Source organism: Rhizobium sp. 01T444 (assembly GCF_056398305.1).
This window is the reverse complement of the sequence record NZ_JBFTPD010000041.1, coordinates 34,336-51,156: the sequence shown is the minus strand read 5'-3', so window position 1 is coordinate 51,156 and position 16,821 is coordinate 34,336. Positions and strand designations below refer to the sequence as shown.

The following is a 16,821-nucleotide window of genomic DNA, read 5'->3' as shown; positions in this document are numbered from 1 at the left end:
CTGGCGACCTGCTCTACCGGCACGCCCTCCGATGCAAGCAACTCCCGAGAAATCCCATGGATTGCTTCCGCATCGGCCGCCCAGTCGTCCCAGTCGGCGGCGGGTCGGATCAGGGCTGAGCGCGAGCGACCGTCTTCGAACACCCAGGCAATTTCGATGGGAACACTTTTCTTGCTGAGGGACGAGGCCTCGAAATCCAGGAAAACGATCAATGCAACGCGACAGGCGAGTGCTGTCCTCCAGCGAAAGACTTGTCCCGTTCGTCCGGTGCTCATCGCCTCGAAATCTATTCAAGCCTTTGGGCCGGTTCGAGCGAACAGGACGCAGCCTATAGCTGCCTGCGTTTATTTGTCGAGCCGCATGCCATCGGCATTAAAGATGTGCAGATCGGCGGGATCGCAGGTGAAGGCGAGTTGGCTGCCGGTCTCAATGTCAACCGTTCCTCTGTATTCGACGGTCAAAGGTTGGCCGTCGCCAAGCTGACAATAGAGGAATTGCGTGCCGCCGAGATATTCGTCGAAATCGACTCTCGCCCGCAACACGTCATCCTCCGGCCCCGAGACGATACTCAGATGCTCCGGCCGCGCGCCGAGGGTGATCTTCTGCCCCGCCGCTAGCCCAGCGCCGCCGATCGGCGAACGAATGCGATTTCCGGCCGCCAGGATGGTGCCGTCACCTGTCCAGCTTGCCTCGAGCAGGTTCATGCGCGGCGAGCCGATGAAGCCCGCGACGAAGACATTGTTCGGCCGTTCATAGATCTCGCGCGGCGTTCCCGTTTGTTCGATATGCCCATCACGAAGCACGACGATCTTGTCGGCGAGTGTCATCGCTTCGGTCTGGTCGTGCGTGACATAGATCATCGTATTGCCGAGCTCGCGATGGAGTCTGGCGATTTCGATGCGCATGGAGACGCGCAGTTCCGCGTCGAGGTTCGACAACGGTTCGTCGAAAAGGAAGACATCCGGCTTGCGGACAATCGCGCGGCCGATTGCCACGCGCTGCCGCTGGCCGCCGGAGAGCTGGCCCGGTCGGCGATCGAGGAGGTGATCGATCTTCAGGATCGCCGAGGCCGCCTTGACGCGGGCCTCGATTTCCGATGCCTGCGTTCTTGCCATCTTCAGGCCGAAGGCAAGGTTTTCGCGCACACTCATATGCGGATAGAGCGCGTAAGACTGGAAGACCATGGCGATGCCGCGATCGGAGGGATCGAGATCGGTGACATTGCGGCCCTTAATCTCGATCTCGCCGTCAGTGACATCCTCCAGCCCGGCAATCATGCGCAGGAGGGTGGATTTCCCACATCCCGAGGGGCCGACGAAAACGACGAAGGATCCCTCGGAAATGGTTAGGTCAATGCCATGGATGACTTCCAGATTTCCGAAACTCTTACGAATTTCGGTCAGCACGACGCCCGTATCCGCCATGTTATTCACCGCGCGCCTCGCCCGCTCTGACCCAGACGAGCATCTCGCCCGGCTCACGATTGTCCCAGAAAGGATAGGGCACGAAACGCGCGCTCGCCTGCTTTGCCGCCGGCGGCGAGGTACGGTAGAGCGCCGAACCCCAGTCGGCTGTGTCGCGACTGACGGGCAGGTCGAGAGCGACCGCGCCGCGAAGGCCAGCAATTTCTGTTGTCTTCGCCTGCGAGACATCGGCGGAAAGCGTAATGCCATTCAGCCCCTCGCCATTGTCTGTTTCTTCTACGCAATAGACGAGCGGACCGCGCATCAGCGCCGTGCGGCCGGCATCCTGGCGGACCAGTGGATTGGCAAAGAGCTTGCGGGCAGCCAGCGGGATCGACAGATCGACCTTGTCGCCGCTCTTCCAATCCCGTTCGATCCGGGCATAGCCGTCCACTACAGCGGATTGAAGATCGAGCTTTTCGCCGTTGACGGAGAGCGCAGCACCCTCAGCCCATTCCGGAATGCGCAGCGAAAGCGCGAAACGCGCGGGACGATCGAGCGTCAGGTCGAAATGGATCGCGCCATCCCAGGGATAGCGGGTCTGTTGCGAAAGCTCGACCTTGGCGCCGGCGAGATCGAAGCGTGCCGTGCTTTCCCCGTAGAGATGGACGGCAATTTCGTCCTCGGCGATCGCATACATGTAGGAGCCAACGGAGGCGAGCAGACGGGCGATGTTCGGCGGGCAGCAAGGGCAATGGTGCCAGATCCAACGATGGTGTTTGCCCGCGCTTTCCAACGGGTTCTCATAGAAGAAACGGGTGCCGTCGAGTGAAAGGCCGGCCATGGCGCCATTGTAGAGCGCTTGCTCCATGATATCGGCATAGCGCCGGTTCGGACCGCGGCCGAGCATACGGTTTGCCCAGAAGACGAGGCCGACCGAGGCGCAGGTCTCGGCATAGGCGCTTTCATTCGGCAGGTCGTAATAGTCGGTAAAGCCCTCGTTGGATGCGGCTGGGCCGATGCCGCCGGTGACGTACATCTGCTTGGTCGTCAGATCGTCCCAGAGGGTTTCGAGTGCAGCCGTCAACGTGTCGTCATTATATTCGGTGGCGATATCGGCCATGCCCGCATAGAGATACATGGCGCGCACCGCGTGGCCGACGACCTTCTTCTGCTCGCGCACCGGCAGATGCGCCTGGCCATATTCATAGGTCTTCTGGTGGAAGTCGGCCGCACTGCGGCCATCACGTGCCGCTTCGTCGGTGAAGAAATGCGGTTCGGTGCCGCGCTCGTCGATGAAGAACTTCGAGAGATCCAGATATTTCTTTTCGCCGGTGGCGCGCGCGAGCTTGACGAGGGCAAGTTCCACCTCTTCGTGGCCGCAATAGCCGGGGATCCGGCCGGGGCCATGACCGAAGACGGTGATCAGGTAATCTGCATAGCGGCTCATGATGTCGAGCAGTTTCTTCTTGCCGGTCGCCTGGTAATAGGCGACAGCGCCTTCGATCAGGTGACCGGCGCAATAAAGTTCGTGATGGTCGCGCAGGTTTGTCCAGCGCCGGCCGGGCTGCACGCGCTGGAACCAGGCATTCAGATAGCCGTCCTTGTCCTGGAGTTTCTCATACATGTCGATGATCTGATCGACGCGGGCTTCAAGCTTCGGATTGGACCGGCGGTAGAGCGAATAGGCGACCGTCTCGATCGACTTGCCGAGGTCACTGTCCCAGAACATCTGCGTCGTGCCGCCCCAGGGGCCGATSGGGATGACCACGCCGGGGCTTGGCTGSGTCACGTCGATSGCCTGCAGCATRCCSGCYTCGACRCAGCGGTCGAGYAGCGTTTCGGCGGTGGAATCGCAGATCGCATCCTGGCGATCGCCAAACAGGCCCTGCAACTCGACGCTCGGCACGGGCAGGGGACGGAACTGGCGGTCTCTCTTCAGCTTATTCATGGCTTCATCCATTTCGTTGAAAGGTCATCATTTCACCGCGCCGGCCATCAGCCCGCGCATGTAGTAGCGTTGCAGGAGCAGGAAGACGATCAGGCAGGGGATCGTCATGACGACGACGCCGGCCTGGACCGCGCCCCAGTTGATGGCGCCGAGGCGACCGGCGCGCACCGCCGTCATCAGGACGGGAAGCGTGTATTTCTCGTTGCTGGAGAGCAGCACGAGGGCAGCCAGGAATTCGTTCCAGGCATTGAGGAAAGCAAAGATCGCCACTGTCGCAATACCCGGCAGTACCAGCGGCAGAAGTACGCGGACGAGCAGTCTCAGATCCCGCGCGCCGTCGATGCTGGCTGCTTCCTCGATCTCCTTCGGCACGGCGTCAAAGGCATTGCGCATCATGAAAACGGAGAAAGGAAGTTGCAGCGTGACGTAGACGAGGGTGAGCCCCAGCAGCGAGTTGTTGAGGCCGAGCTTCGCCAGAATGATGAAGAGCGGCGTCAGGATCGACTGGAACGGGATCATCAGCGTCGCGATGATCAGCACGAAAAGTGTGTTCTTCAGCGGGAAACGGTAGCGCGAGAAGCCATAGCCTGCGAGCAGGCTGACGGTGACGGTCAGCAGCACTGTCGCCAGCGAGACGAACAGTGAGTTGATCATGTGCTGCCAGATGCCGGCGCCGAACGTATCGAGCAGCGCATAGGCATCGAAGCTGACCCCGGTCGTCGGCCAGGGCGGCAGCGGCGGCAGGCTTGCCTCCGTGCCATGCCGGAAGGAAGCGAGCAGCGTGATGATGAAGGGCGCCAGGAAGAAGATCGAAATGGCGATGCCGGCGACATGATAGGCCGATTGCGATCTGAAGCGCTTGCGGGCGCGGCGTTGTCGGGACGAGATCATCAGCGTTCCTCCCCGACACGCAGCAGCCAGAGCTGGACGATGGAGATCGCAACGAGGATTGCCAGAAGTACTATCGAAAGGGCGGATCCGTAGCCCAGATTGAAGGACACGAAGGACTGGTTGAAGATGTAGTAGACGACCGAGATCATCTTGTTCTGCGGCCCGCCCGACGTCATGATGTAGAACTGGTCGAAGGCGAGGATCGAGCCGGTGACCGAGACGATCAGCGCCAGGGCAATCGTCCTTCGCATCAGCGGCAGGGTTAGATGGCGAAAGCGCTGCCAGCGCCCGGCCCCATCGATGCGGGCTGCCTCCGTCAGTTCGGACGGAATGGCCTGCAGGCCGGTCAGCAGGATGATCATCGTAAAGCCCGCGATCTTCCAGACGACCATGACGATGATGGTTGCAAAGGCGGTATCGAAGCTCGCCATAATATTGGGGCTTCGCTCGACGAGGCCGAGCGCGCGAAGGGCAGGGCCGAAGAAGCCGCTATCGACATTGGCAAGCCAGACCCAGAGAAGCGAAGCCGTCGCGAGCCCCACGACGACGGGCAGGAAGATGATCGTCCGGTAGGTGCTGACGAAGCGGCGCTCCTTTTCCACGAAAATCGCCAGCGGGAAGGCGATCGCAAAGATCGCGATGGTCACGATGACGGTGTAATAGGCAGTGAAATTCAGGGCCGCCATGAAGCGGCTGTCGTTCCACATGCGGGTATAATTGGCAAAGCCGATCCAGTGCGAGGCACCCATCAGCGGCCAGTTGTGCAGGCTCATCCAGCCGGTGAAGAGCACGGGCATTACGAAGAAGACGATGACAAGCGCCATGGCTGGCGCGATATAGAGAAAGCCGCGCCATTGCGTCTTTCGCCGTTTTCGGACAGCGCGGATGCGCTGCGGACCGGAACCGGTCATCAAAACCTCCGCATTTTTCGTTTACTTCGATCTGTGGATCGGCCGGGGAACTGCCACCGTCCCCCGGCCACGGCCGGGAGAGTTATTGGCCGCTGTCGATGATGGACTGCATCTCGGATTGGGCATTCGAGAATGCGCCATCGATGTCGTCACCGAAGATCGCGGCATTGGTGAAGGTCGCCCAAGGCCCATTGGCGCTGTTGATCAGATCGTTGAACTGCAGCGTATAGGGTGTCTTGGCAACGGAGATCGCCTTCAGGCCCACCTGCATGCGGGGGTCGAGCCCGGCAAGAACCTGATCGGCAATGTCCCCGCGTGTCGGCAGGCTGCCGTATTTGGCCAGGACTTTCTGGCCGTCCATCGAATAGATGTATTCGAGGAATTCCTTGACCGCATCGATCTTCTTCGTCCCCTTGGTGATGACGAAATTGTCGCCACCGGCAAAGGACGATGTTTTGCCGTCGACGCTGGGGATCAGCGTCACGCCGAAGTTGATATCCGGGTACTGCGTGACCAGCGTGCCGATGGCGAAGGCGCCGAGGCTCTGCTGGCCGATCTTGCCGTTTGTGAAGGTCAGGAAGTTCGTGCCGTTATCGCTCGCAGCACTTGCCGGAACAAGATCCTTCTTCACCATATCGCGATAGAAGCCAACGGCCTTGCGCATCTGCGGCGTATCGAGCGTTGCAGTCTTGCTGTCCTCAGAGAGGATATCGGCACCAGCGCCCCAGACGAGCGGCGTGAAAGTGAAGATCATGCAGCCGCCACAGCCGCCGCCCGAGAAGTAGAAGCCGTAGGTATCATCGCCGAGCTTGCGGATCTTCTCGGCGTTGGCTTCGATTTCCTCCCAGGTCTTGGGCGCCTTTTCGGGGTCGAGGCCGGCCTTCTTGTAGAGGTCCTTGTTCCAGGCAAAGACAGAGGTTTCGACCGACAGCGGCAGACCGTAGATCTTGTCCTGATAGGTACCGAGTTTGACATGCGACGGTGACAGCGAATTGAAATAGGGCAGGCTCTTTGCCCAGTCCGTCAGGTCCTCGAGCTGGCCCGCAGCTGCGAAGGCCGGGTTATAGATCAGGTCCATCGACAGGGCGTCGGGCGCCTGACCGCCGGCGATTGCGGTTGCATATTTCTGCACCAGTTCGCCGAAGGGCACTTCGGTCGTGACCACCTGGTTTTCGTGGCTCGCATTATAGGCCTCGACGACCTTCTTGAAGGCATCGCCGATACCCGTGCGGACCCACATTTCAATCTTTTCAGCAGCCGAGGCTGTCGAGACCAGGCATAGGGTGGCAATACTGGTTGCCACCAATAGACGCTTCATCATGGCTCTCCTCCCAAGTTGGCGCGTCTCCTTCGCGCCGTTGCTATATTCCGAGGGTGTCACCCCCGCATGATTGCCGCACGACGAGACGGCACGGCAATTTCCTGATGCCGGGCTCCACCGAGCGTCCCTCCGCAAGCGCCAGAACCGTCAATCCGGCCTGCCGCCCCAGTTCCTTCAACTCCATATCCACCGTCGTCAGCGGCGGTCGCGTCTGGGCGGCGACAATCTCCCAATTGTCGAATCCCACCACCGAAACATCCTGCGGCACCCTGATGCCGCGTTCGCGCAGTGCATCGATGACACCACGCGCAATCTGATCATTGCCGCAGAAGATGCCATCGGGCCTTTCGCCGCCGCCGCTCCACAATCTTGCGACGGCTTCGTGGCCCCAGCTTTCCGACCAGACCCCGAACAGGACCGGCCGCTCTTCTCCCGCGACCCTGCGATAGGCATCGGCACGCTCGCGCACCGAGAAGAAATTCTCCGGTCCGGTGACATGCACCATCCGCTTGCGCCCGAGCTTTGCCAGCCACTCGACGGCAAGCTGCGCGCCCTGCGCATCATCGGAGCGGAAGGTGACACTTCCCGGCGCTCCTTCCGTAAATGCGTAGACCACAGGCACATGCAAATTCGACAGATCGACCGGTAACCGTCTATCCAGACGCTTTCCTGTTGCGATGATGCCATCAACCTGTTTGTCGAGCATAGCCTCGACATGAATCTGCGCCAGCGCCGGGTCCTCCTCAATCGCGCACAGAAAGACCGAAACGCCATGGTCGACGAGAGCATCCGATATGCCTGCCATGACCGGCAGGGTAAAACGGCCATAGGTATCGTTGGTGAGAAGCCCGATCGTGAAACTACGCTTGCTGAGCAGGCCTCTCGCCAAAGCGTTCGGCCTGTACCCGATCTCCGCCGCAATGCGCTTGACCCGCTCGCGCGTTTCCAGTCCCATCCGCCCCGTATCGTTCAGCGCCTTCGATGCCGTCGAGATGCTGATTCCAGCGGCAGCCGCGACATCATGAATGGTGATCCGGCCTCTTTTTCCTCCTGTTGTGTCCAGCAACTCCTCCATCGAACTTGCGATGAGAAAAGCTTTTCTCTGTAAAATTGTCAAGTGAGAAAAGGTTTTCTCAGCTATCGTTGACCAGGTCTAGGGCCGATGAGCAGAGATGAACTGGTATCAATGATGAGCCGGCTTCTGATCGGAGGTAGGCGCGTTGGGCTTGTCAGTCTGTGATCGCAATCACTTACAGATATCCGACATGGTCGCCGAATGGGATATCCTCATCCAGGTTGCCGCTGCCGATACGTTCGCTTTCGCCGGACAGGCGCTCTTCGTCCGGATCGGAAGCCTCTGCATGGGGGTGGGAGGAATGATGGTCCAGATGCCGATCCGCTGCCGGATCATCATCCGCATCGATACGATCTTCATCGCTACCGGCGGTAGGGTGATCGTCCTTTTTCCCATTGCCGGCGGTGATCTTTGCCTGTCGCTCGGCGACCCAGGCATTGTCAGGTTCGGAGCCGATGGAGGTGCTGTGGTTCACGTGTGTGGCCGAGGAGGCTGCCGTGGGCGAGGTGGGCGCAATCTTTTCGACCATTGAAACTCCCTGGCTTATGGCCCGACTGGCGGGCCCGGCTATGATGTCTGTCGCCCAAGCGGGTGCGCATGGGGATCGATGCTGATCTGGTCGCGGCCCCTCATCTTGGCCGCGTAGAGCGCCAGATCGGCCCTGCGATAGATATCATTGGCATAGTCTCCGCTCATGACACAGGCAATGCCTGCAGAAAAACTGTAGCGGAAGCTGAGCTGGTCAGCCAGCGGGCGAGACTGCCTGACGGCAACCAGCATGCGATTGACGATCTCTGCCGCCTCTTCGGGAACCGTGTTCGGAAGAACCAGAACAAACTCTTCGCCGCCGACGCGACCGAGAATATCCGTCTTGCGCACCATTTTCTGCAGCGTGGCAGCGAAATCCTTGAGAACGGCATCGCCTGCAGTATGGCCGAAACGGTCATTGATATATTTGAAATTGTCGATGTCGAGAACCGCGAGGCAACCGACTTTCTCCTGCTGGCCACCATAGCTGTGCACCAGCTCATCGAGCTTCGACATGACGAAACGTCTGCTCGGGATACCGGTCAGCTCGTCGGTCTGGGAGGCTTTGATCGCGCTGTCGCGATCTTGCCGCAGCGTCCTCTGATCGGAGCGGATCGATGTCACGTCACTTGCGACACAGAGCATCCAGCCATTGGTCTGCATGGTCTCGGTCATCCACAACCATCGGCCGTCATGAAGATCGGTCTCAAAGGCACGAAATCCGCTTTTGCCTCGACGGGCAAGCGTCGACAGCAGCCAGCTCTCAAAGTCAGCCGCGGCAATAATCGTTCCGCGGCGGGCGTTAAAATTGCGCCGCATCAGCTCGGACCAGAGTGGTTGTTCGTCCTCTGCGATAAACCAGGCATCGCGAAAAGCGCGATTGGTAAAACGCAACCGGTCATCCTGGTCGTAGACCGCAACCATGACGCCCGCAGCTTCCATCAGCTGCGCCATTTGCAACATCGCTTCCGTGTCACCCAAGGTCATCATGCCCTCAGAACAGATCATCATCTGCTTGAACTATCTGCCTGGCGTGAAGAAACAGTTAGCTGGTTTGCATATGCACAGGTGGTTCTGCGCCGTCACCGCTGGCTGATCGCGATTCCGCCCGTAATGGAACCGCGAATTCTTCCTGTAAGTGGAATAATACCTTCCACGTTCTGCCGATTAACGGATTCCGGTGAATGGCTATGGTGGTGCCAGGCCAGCAAGGGCTGTTGGTGAATTTGTCAAAACGGAGAACTGAGATGAACAGACTGATCCTTTCCCTGATGCTGGCAACCGTCAGCATCGCTCCCCTTTCCCAAGCCGTCGCCGCTCCTGCCAAGCAGGTTGCGATCACCCAGCAGGTGCCGGTGACCGTGCACTATCGTTCTGCCAAGATCGATGGCGTCGACATGTTCTATCGTGAAGCCGGCCCGGCCGACGGCCCGGTCGTCCTGCTTCTGCACGGCTTCCCGACATCCTCGCACATGTTCCGCAACCTTATTCCGCTGCTGGCAGATCGCTATCACGTCATCGCACCCGACTATCCGGGCTTCGGTCAGAGTGATGCACCCGATCACACCAAGTTCGCCTACACCTTCGGCCATTATGCAGACATGGTCGATACGCTGATGACCAAGCTCGGCGCCAAGAAATATGCCATGTATGTCATGGATTACGGCGCACCAGTCGGCTACCGTCTGGCTCTCAAGCACCCGGAACGGGTCAGCGGGTTGATCGTCCAGAACGGCAATGCCTATGAAGAAGGCCTGCGCGAGTTCTGGGATCCCATCAAGGCCTATTGGGCCGAGGATTCGAAGGAGAAGCGCGAGGCGCTCTCCAATCTCGTGGTTCTCGAGACCACCAAGTTCCAGTACACGGACGGCGTCAAGGACCTCACCCGCATCAGCCCCGACAACTGGGTTCACGATCAGGCCTTGCTCGACCGGCCGGGTAACAAGGATATCCAGCTCGACCTCTTCCACGATTACGGCACGAACGTCCCGCTCTACCCGCAGTTCCAGGCCTTCTTCCGCGAACGCAAGCCGCCGACGTTGATCGTCTGGGGCAAGAACGACAAGATCTTCCCGGAGGTCGGCGCACATCCTTACCTGCGTGATCTTCCGGACGCTGAAATGCACCTCCTCGACACAGGTCATTTCGCCCTTGAAGACAAGCTGGATGAGATGGCGCCCCTCATCCGCGATTTCCTCGATCGCAAGATCGCAAAGTAACAATCGCCTACATGAAGGCCCGCGCATTCAGAGATGAATACGCGGGCCTTTAGTTATCAATTGAAGTGCCTGTTGGATCTCAGCTTTTCCACCGAAAAATCGATGAAGCTTCGCACTTTTGCCGAAGCATACCGGCCTTCCGGATGGACGACATGGATCGGCAAAGCCTCCTCCTCATACTCAGCCAGGATCGTGCGTAATTCGCCGGCCTCAAGCTGCGGCGCAATCTGGTAGGACAGAACGCGCGTCAGGCCCCAGCCGGAAGCCGCCGCCGAGATGGCAGCCTCGTTGGTGCTGCAGAAGAGACGGGGACTGACGTGGACGGTTGACTTCCTGTGCACACCAAAACGCCATTCGAGCGACGTCCACGCACTGGTAGAGGCGACAATGCGATGGTTCGACAGATCGCCGGGCGTCATCGGAACGCCATGCTTTTCAAAATAGACAGGGGATCCGCAGATGACGCGTCTCACCTGTCCGACACGCGTCGCGGTGAGGCCGGAGTCAGGCAGATGACCGATGCGGATCGCAACATCGATACCTTCTTCGACCATGCCGACAACACGATCGACGAACAGGCCGCGACCGATCACATCAGGGTAGAGATCCAGATATTCGGTCATTAGCGGCAGGACGAACATTGTGCCGAACATGGCAGAGGTAGTGACGGTGAGAGTGCCCGTCGGTCTGCCGTAGGCGCCGGCTGCGGCAGCTTCCGCCTCCGAGAGATCGGCGAGCAGCCTCTGGCAGTCTGCAAAATACTGGGCACCTGCTTCCGTCAGCTTGACGGACCGCGTCGTGCGCGTCAGCAGGCGCGTACCGATGATATCTTCCAGGGCAGACACCATGCGAGTGACTGCGGGAGGGCTCATGTGGAGTTGCCGTCCTGCGTCTGCAAAGCTCTCGGCCTCCGCGACCTTCACGAAGACCCTCATTGCCTGCCATCGATCCATGCGGTTCACACTGTCTTCAAAAGCTTAAGTCCCTGACAGAGATTTAAACGCTTTTATTCCGATCGCAATCTATCGGCCCCATAGCGGCAAGCCGCTGAACGTCCGGCTTTTGATCTCGCCGTCGACGGCTTCAGCTTCTTGACGAGGGCTCGCAGTTCCGAAGCGATGTCGGGAGCGCCGAAAGCCTTCAATTGCCGACTTGCGAGGGCGCCTGCCGCTCCGTCACCGGCTTCTATCGCCAGCGCGAATTTGACGGCGATTTCGACAAACAGGTCGAAACTGCCTCCGCGCTTTGCAGCGTCGATTTCAGCTCCACTTAGCGCCATTTGCTTCGCCTCGAGCTCCAGGGATCGAAGAGCGTCGAAATCGCTTCTCGAACTTGCAAGTGCAAGTTCGATTTGTATGCGCACCAGGGGAGTGATGAGGTTCTTGCTCAAGCCATTCTCCATAGGCTGCGATAGCCATCGTCTCTTCGGTCACCGTTTCGAGCCTGCCGGAAGATATTGCTTGACGCTTGGTAGGCGGGGCCGTTCGCAGACGGAATATTGTCGGTGGAGCAATACACCCGGCCGCAGCCAGCCTGAACTGACATTCTGCTGAAGGCTTTCTTCCCCCTGACGCAACAATCGGACGAAGCTACCTCGCGAAGCCTCTCCGCAAAACGGACCCACACCAAAGAACAGTTCCTGACATTGGGAGGCTCTGCTAACCGTCGCAAAGATCCGACTGAGTGCTATAAACCAAGACAACCGAATACTGCTTCGAGGAACGTCATGCCCCAACCCGTCCTGTTTTCCCCCTTCTCCGTGCACAATCTCGAACTCGCCAACCGAATCGTGATCGCGCCCATGTGCCAGTATTCGGCCGTCGACGGCTGCATGACGGACTGGCATCTGATCCATCTCGGACAGCTTGCGCTTTCCGGCGCGGCATTGCTGACTATCGAAGCGACCGCTGTCGTTCCCGAAGGACGCATTACCTTTGCCGATGTCGGCCTTTACGATGACGCTTCAGAGGCCGCGATGGCTCGTACGCTCGAAAGCATCAGGAAATGGTCGGATATGCCGATTGCCGTGCAATTGGCGCATGCCGGCCGCAAGGCCTCGACCGAGGTTCCCTGGAGAGGCGGCGGTCAGTTTTCGCCGACCGATCCGAACGGATGGCAGACCGAAGCGCCTTCCTCTGTCGCTTTCAACCCGAACTATGTGCCGCCGACTGCACTCGACCGCGATGGCATGAAGCGTGTCCGCGATGCCTTTGAAGCTGCCGCACGGCGGGCTGCGAAAATCGGCATTGATGCCGTCCAGATCCATGGCGCCCATGGCTATCTGCTGCACCAGTTCCTGTCGCCTTTATCGAACCAGCGAACTGACGAATATGGCGGCTCGCTGGAAAACCGTGCTCGATTTCCGCTGGAGGTTCTCGATGCGGTGAGGGATGCCTTTCCCTCCGATCGGCCGGTGACGATGCGCGTTTCCGCCACAGACTGGGTCGAAGGCGGTCTGGAGATTTCCGAGAGCGTCGAATTTGCCAGGATGCTCGAAGCGAGAGGCTGCGATGCCATCCATGTATCGAGCGGCGGCCTGCATCCCTCTCAGGCAATCCCGATCAGCCCGAGCTACCAAGTGCCGCTCGCCCGGGCAATCAAAAGCGCCGTAAAAATGCCGGTCATCGCCGTCGGCCTGATCACCGAGCCGACGCAGGCCGAGGCAATCGTTGCGACGGGCGATGCAGACCTCATCGCGCTTGCTCGCGCCATCCTCTACGATCCGCGATGGCCGTGGCACGCAGCCGCCGAGCTCGGCGGGCAGGTGAAAGCGGCCAATCAATATCTCCGTTGCCAGCCGTCGCAGCTCAAAAACCTGTTTGCAAAATAAGATGGAGCGCGAGGATAACGCTGGCTGCGTGATCGTCTAAGCTGCTGTCTGGCATTACGATTATGATGTACCCTTCCTGCCACGTTAAATGGGCAGGGAGGGGCTCATGACCGTTGCGGGCACAGTAATTGTCGGCGCAGGCCCCGCCGGGCTCGCCTGTGCGGCAGCGCTCGGGGCCAACGGCCGCTCCTCTATAATCCTCGAACGTGCGGATAATCTGGCTGCCTCGTGGCGAAGGCATTATGACCGGCTGCATCTGCACACCGCCAAGGCGCATTCAGGGCTGCCCGGAATGCCCATGCCGAGGGCGTTTCCAAGATATCCGTCGCGACTGCAGGTGATCGACTATTTCGAAGCCTATGCGCGCGCCAACGATATCAGGATACGGTTTGGCAAATCCGTCATCAGCGTCAGGCAGGGCCAAGACTGGATCGTCGAGACGAATGACGGAGACGCCTTGGAGGCCGAAACCGTCGTGATCGCGACCGGGCTTTCCAAAGCTCCCATAAAGCCGGTCTGGAAAGGCCAGGAAAGCTTCACCGGAAAGCTCCTGCATTCCTCCGAGTTCAGCAATGCGGGAGCACTCGGCGCGCGCAGGGTGCTTGTCGTTGGTTTTGGCAATTCGGCCGGCGAGATCGCGCTCGAATGCGCTGAGGCGGGTCTTGAGGTCGGCATGTCGGTGCGTGGGCCGATAAACATCGTTCCGCTGGAAATGTTCGGAATTCCAACCGCGACAATCGCCATCGCACAACAGCATTTTCCACACGGATTCGCTGACGCAGTCAATGCACCATTCCTGCGCTTGCGCTATCGCGACATGGGAAAACTGGGGCTGCAAAAATCCGCCAAGGGTCCTCTGACCAATATGGCGGAGAAAAGCCGCACGCCCCTGATCGATATCGGAACCATGGCTGAGATCAGAGCTGGCAAGATCAGGATATATCCAGGCATTGAAAGCTCGGATCGTCAGCAGGTGCATTTCGTCGATGGCCGATCGGCGGATTTCGATGCGATCATCCTGGCAACGGGCTATCGGCCCTCGCTGGAGACAATATTGCCTGATTTCGCCGAGAAGTTTGAGGGCGCGGAAAGGCCGAAAAGAGGAGAGCTTCAGCCCGGGAATGACGGCCTGTATTTCTGCGGATTCAACACGGCCTCCACAGGCCTGTTGCGTCAAATCGGCATCGAGGCCGTCAGCATTGCCCGATCGATAGCAGAACGCTGAAGAGCCCAAGACTTTGGGAGCGCTTGGTCTGTCCCGCTCAGAGAAGCGGGCGGCACAAATCTATTTCATCCCGGATCGGAATCCCGTGATCGCCGATATCGGGAATGGCGGGCTTCAGTAATCGCGCCTCATGAACTGCGCCAGGTCGAACCCGCCGCAGCTCGAAGCCTCGCTGCTGGTAGAAGCGCAATGCGGCGAGATTGTCGTTGGTTGTCATGACCCAAAGGCACCCAATACCCTGCTCGCGCAAAACATCGGCCAAGGCTTCGATCAACAGGGTACCGACCCCCTGGCCGGGAGAGACCGCGTCCAGCGACATCAATTCTGCATCGTTGCCCTCTAGCCGATACGTCGCCAGCCCGCGCTCGGGGTCGGCCACCAGCGCCGGAAGCGTCAGCAAGTCGAAGGCTTCGCCGTGAGCGATGATCGTCGTGCCACCCCATCGTTGCAGGAGGAGTTTCGAAATCCAGTCAGCATCCTGTTTGGTAGCCGCACGAGCCGTCATGACCCATCATACCAAGGGTCAGGCCCTGTGACCATCGTGTGGAGGTCCCGGGTCAATCCGCCGGGGTCATTCTCGGCGGCCGGATCCAGCCCCAGCTTCGTCAGCCAGCACCACATGCTAACCCGATGGAAGAGCGTATAGAGCCAAAGCGTCCGCTCGATATCGGGATGATCGACCGGACCATAGCCTTCAATAATGGGTCTATGGCTGCGCGGGTCTTCATGTGCCGAACAGAAGAGGGCCTTGGCAAGATCAAAGAGCCTGTCTGCCGCCCGTGCATTACCGAAATCGATAAGTCCGCTGAGCTGAAGCCGGCCCATGTCATCACGCAGGGCCAGCACATTGCCCTGGTGAAAATCGTCGTGGCAGAGCACGGCACCGCTGCTCTCCTGCAGAACGCCGAAGTTTCCTTCTGCCGACTGCTGTAGACGGCGCCCGAGATCGGCATCGCCGCCTAAATCGCGGAAGCGTCGGAACACGTCTTCGAACGCTGACGTCATATAGTCCGCATTCGTTGATATCGGTCTGTGGATCCCTTGGCCGCGTACGTAGCCATAGGCAGGCATCGGCATTGCATGGATGCGTCTCAGCAACTCTCCCATCTGGCGGTAAGCATTCTCAATATCCGGCTCAGCCATCCAGTCACGCAGCGAGCGGCCGGGTAGCAGCGGCAGCAAGGCGTAGCGCAGCGGCAAGAGGCTTCGCGACTCGTCGATCTCCAGCCACTTTGGAACGAGCGCTGTCAGCTCCGCGCACCAACCCGCCACAAGCCTCTCCTTCGCCGGCCCCCATTCGGGTTCGTCGGGATAGATTTTCAGCACCAGCGGTTCGCGGTTCGCGCCTGCAAGATCGATCCTGTAGACTTCCGTACTGCCGCCGTGCAGACGGGAAAAGCCGCCGGCGATAAAGCTGGGATCGAGGTTTTGGACGATCCGCTGAACTGTTTCCCTGTCAAGCTCCAGGGTCATCCGTCTTTCTGGTGCCATGTTTAAACGCCCCCTGTGCGACGCCCGTGGCTGATTTTGAGAGGCGGCGCCAGAAATCACGAACCAGAAAACGCCGCCCGGATGACCGGACGGCGCAACGATTGATTCAGAGTGCTTTGACTTTTCTTGCTGGTCAATCTCGTTCGGCGCAAACTATGCTTTGAGCTGGACAAGCTGATGGAAGTCGGAATGTGTTCAGGGAAGGTCTCTACGCCGCCGCAGTGGACTGGCGATCATTGAGCCGAGTACCCATATAGGCGTCAGCGGAGCGCACCTGACGATTCCCGCCCATCTCGCGTACATTTGGAAAGGACATGTTCATGACAACAGAACGTGCAGTACTTGCTGGCGGCTGCTTTTGGGGAATGCAGGACCTTATTCGACGGCTGCCCGGCGTTGTTTCAACGCGTGTCGGTTACACGGGCGGTGAAGTCCCCAATGCAACCTACCGCAACCACGGCAACCATGCCGAAGCGATAGAGATCATTTTCGATCCGCAAAAGACGAGCTATCGCGATATTCTGGAATTCTTCTTCCAGATCCATGATCCGTCAACACGCAATCGCCAGGGCAATGACATTGGCGCAAGCTATCGGTCGGCAATCTTCTATGCGGATGAAAACCAGCGGCAGACGGCCGAAGATACGATCGCCGATGTGGATGCTTCCGGCCTTTGGCCAGGCAAGGTCGTGACGGAAGTCGTTCCCGTAAGCGATTTCTGGGAAGCCGAACCGGAACATCAGGATTATCTCGAGCGCATTCCAAATGGCTACACATGCCATTTTGCCCGCCCCGGCTGGAAATTGCCGAAGCGGCAGGCAAACGTCGCTTAAACTCGCTCTTCAGCGCGTTAAATTGACCCGACTTCATTAGCGGTGGCCTCTCGGCCGCCGCTTTCATTTTAACCGTTCGATCCGATCTAAACAGAGCCGCTGGAGATCGTACATTTGTCCGCCGACAATGCGGATAACGTGTG

At 59.2% G+C, this 16,821-nt stretch carries 16 protein-coding genes and 1 pseudogene; 4 read left to right on the top strand and 13 right to left on the bottom strand.

Annotated elements, in window-relative coordinates; all coding sequences use genetic code 11:
• The 9 genes and pseudogenes from AC1DTN_RS33760 to AC1DTN_RS33720 all read right to left on the bottom strand — a co-directional run.
• A pseudogene (locus AC1DTN_RS33760) lies at positions 1 to 212 on the bottom strand (transcriptional regulator); the annotation flags it as partial.
• Between the two features lie 132 nt (positions 213 to 344).
• Positions 345 to 1,424 (bottom strand): ABC transporter ATP-binding protein, encoded by a 1,080-nt coding sequence (locus tag AC1DTN_RS33755; protein ID WP_477924470.1) that lies wholly within the window; start codon positions 1,422 to 1,424, stop codon positions 345 to 347.
• Between the two features lies 1 nt (position 1,425).
• The gene (locus tag AC1DTN_RS33750) at positions 1,426 to 3,354 is read right to left on the bottom strand and encodes a glycoside hydrolase family 127 protein (protein ID WP_477924469.1); all 1,929 of its coding nucleotides are present in this window, start codon (positions 3,352 to 3,354) and stop codon (positions 1,426 to 1,428) included.
• A gap of 27 nt (positions 3,355 to 3,381) precedes the next feature.
• Positions 3,382 to 4,245 (bottom strand): carbohydrate ABC transporter permease, encoded by an 864-nt coding sequence (locus AC1DTN_RS33745; RefSeq protein WP_477924467.1) that lies wholly within the window; start codon positions 4,243 to 4,245, stop codon positions 3,382 to 3,384.
• A complete protein-coding gene (locus tag AC1DTN_RS33740; RefSeq protein ID WP_477924465.1) occupies positions 4,245 to 5,156 on the bottom strand; it encodes a carbohydrate ABC transporter permease in 912 nt (303 codons plus the stop codon). Before AC1DTN_RS33740 ends, AC1DTN_RS33745 begins: the two co-directional genes overlap by 1 nt.
• An 82-nt stretch (positions 5,157 to 5,238) precedes the next feature.
• Positions 5,239 to 6,477, bottom strand: coding sequence for an ABC transporter substrate-binding protein (locus AC1DTN_RS33735; protein WP_477924464.1), 1,239 nt, complete (start codon positions 6,475 to 6,477; stop codon positions 5,239 to 5,241).
• Between the two features lie 40 nt (positions 6,478 to 6,517).
• On the bottom strand, positions 6,518 to 7,552 hold the full coding sequence (locus tag AC1DTN_RS33730; RefSeq protein ID WP_477924463.1) for a LacI family DNA-binding transcriptional regulator: 1,035 nt from the start codon (positions 7,550 to 7,552) through the stop codon (positions 6,518 to 6,520).
• A 175-nt stretch (positions 7,553 to 7,727) separates the two neighbouring features.
• Positions 7,728 to 8,081 carry a hypothetical protein gene (locus AC1DTN_RS33725; protein ID WP_477924462.1) on the bottom strand — a complete coding sequence of 118 codons (354 nt, stop codon included), beginning with the start codon at positions 8,079 to 8,081 and terminating at the stop codon, positions 7,728 to 7,730.
• 38 nt (positions 8,082 to 8,119) lie between these two features.
• Positions 8,120 to 9,067: a GGDEF domain-containing protein gene (locus AC1DTN_RS33720; RefSeq protein WP_477924460.1), complete on the bottom strand. Its 948-nt coding sequence runs from the start codon at positions 9,065 to 9,067 to the stop codon at positions 8,120 to 8,122.
• 260 nt (positions 9,068 to 9,327) lie between these two features.
• Between AC1DTN_RS33720 and AC1DTN_RS33715 the strand changes: the two genes are divergently transcribed.
• A complete protein-coding gene (locus AC1DTN_RS33715) occupies positions 9,328 to 10,299 on the top strand; it encodes an alpha/beta fold hydrolase (protein WP_477924459.1) in 972 nt (323 codons plus the stop codon).
• A 56-nt stretch (positions 10,300 to 10,355) separates the two neighbouring features.
• Here the strand turns inward: AC1DTN_RS33715 and AC1DTN_RS33710 are convergent, their stop codons facing one another.
• Entirely contained in the window at positions 10,356 to 11,252 is an 897-nt protein-coding gene (locus AC1DTN_RS33710; protein WP_113323720.1) for a LysR family transcriptional regulator, read from the bottom strand.
• Between the two features lie 53 nt (positions 11,253 to 11,305).
• Positions 11,306 to 11,689, bottom strand: coding sequence for a hypothetical protein (locus AC1DTN_RS33705; protein ID WP_477924457.1), 384 nt, complete (start codon positions 11,687 to 11,689; stop codon positions 11,306 to 11,308).
• A 336-nt stretch (positions 11,690 to 12,025) separates the two neighbouring features.
• On the opposite strand from AC1DTN_RS33705, the gene AC1DTN_RS33700 reads away from it, so the two are divergent.
• Together AC1DTN_RS33700 and AC1DTN_RS33695 are read left to right on the top strand one after the other, a co-directional pair.
• A complete protein-coding gene (locus tag AC1DTN_RS33700) occupies positions 12,026 to 13,129 on the top strand; it encodes an NADH:flavin oxidoreductase/NADH oxidase (protein ID WP_477924455.1) in 1,104 nt (367 codons plus the stop codon).
• A 106-nt stretch (positions 13,130 to 13,235) separates the two neighbouring features.
• Positions 13,236 to 14,354, top strand: a complete 1,119-nt coding sequence (locus AC1DTN_RS33695; RefSeq protein ID WP_477924454.1) for a flavin-containing monooxygenase — start codon at positions 13,236 to 13,238, stop codon at positions 14,352 to 14,354.
• A 37-nt stretch (positions 14,355 to 14,391) separates the two neighbouring features.
• Here AC1DTN_RS33695 and AC1DTN_RS33690 read toward each other — a convergent pair whose 3' ends face one another.
• Together AC1DTN_RS33690 and AC1DTN_RS33685 are read right to left on the bottom strand one after the other, a co-directional pair.
• Positions 14,392 to 14,859 (bottom strand): GNAT family N-acetyltransferase, encoded by a 468-nt coding sequence (locus AC1DTN_RS33690; protein WP_477924452.1) that lies wholly within the window; start codon positions 14,857 to 14,859, stop codon positions 14,392 to 14,394.
• A complete protein-coding gene (locus AC1DTN_RS33685; protein ID WP_477924450.1) occupies positions 14,856 to 15,827 on the bottom strand; it encodes a phosphotransferase family protein in 972 nt (323 codons plus the stop codon). Before AC1DTN_RS33685 ends, AC1DTN_RS33690 begins: the two co-directional genes overlap by 4 nt.
• Before the next feature lie 338 nt (positions 15,828 to 16,165).
• Here AC1DTN_RS33685 and msrA point away from each other — a divergent pair, with 338 nt between their 5' ends.
• The gene (gene msrA / locus AC1DTN_RS33680) at positions 16,166 to 16,678 is read left to right on the top strand and encodes a peptide-methionine (S)-S-oxide reductase MsrA (protein WP_025668763.1); all 513 of its coding nucleotides are present in this window, start codon (positions 16,166 to 16,168) and stop codon (positions 16,676 to 16,678) included.
• Positions 16,679 to 16,821 lie beyond the last annotated feature (143 nt).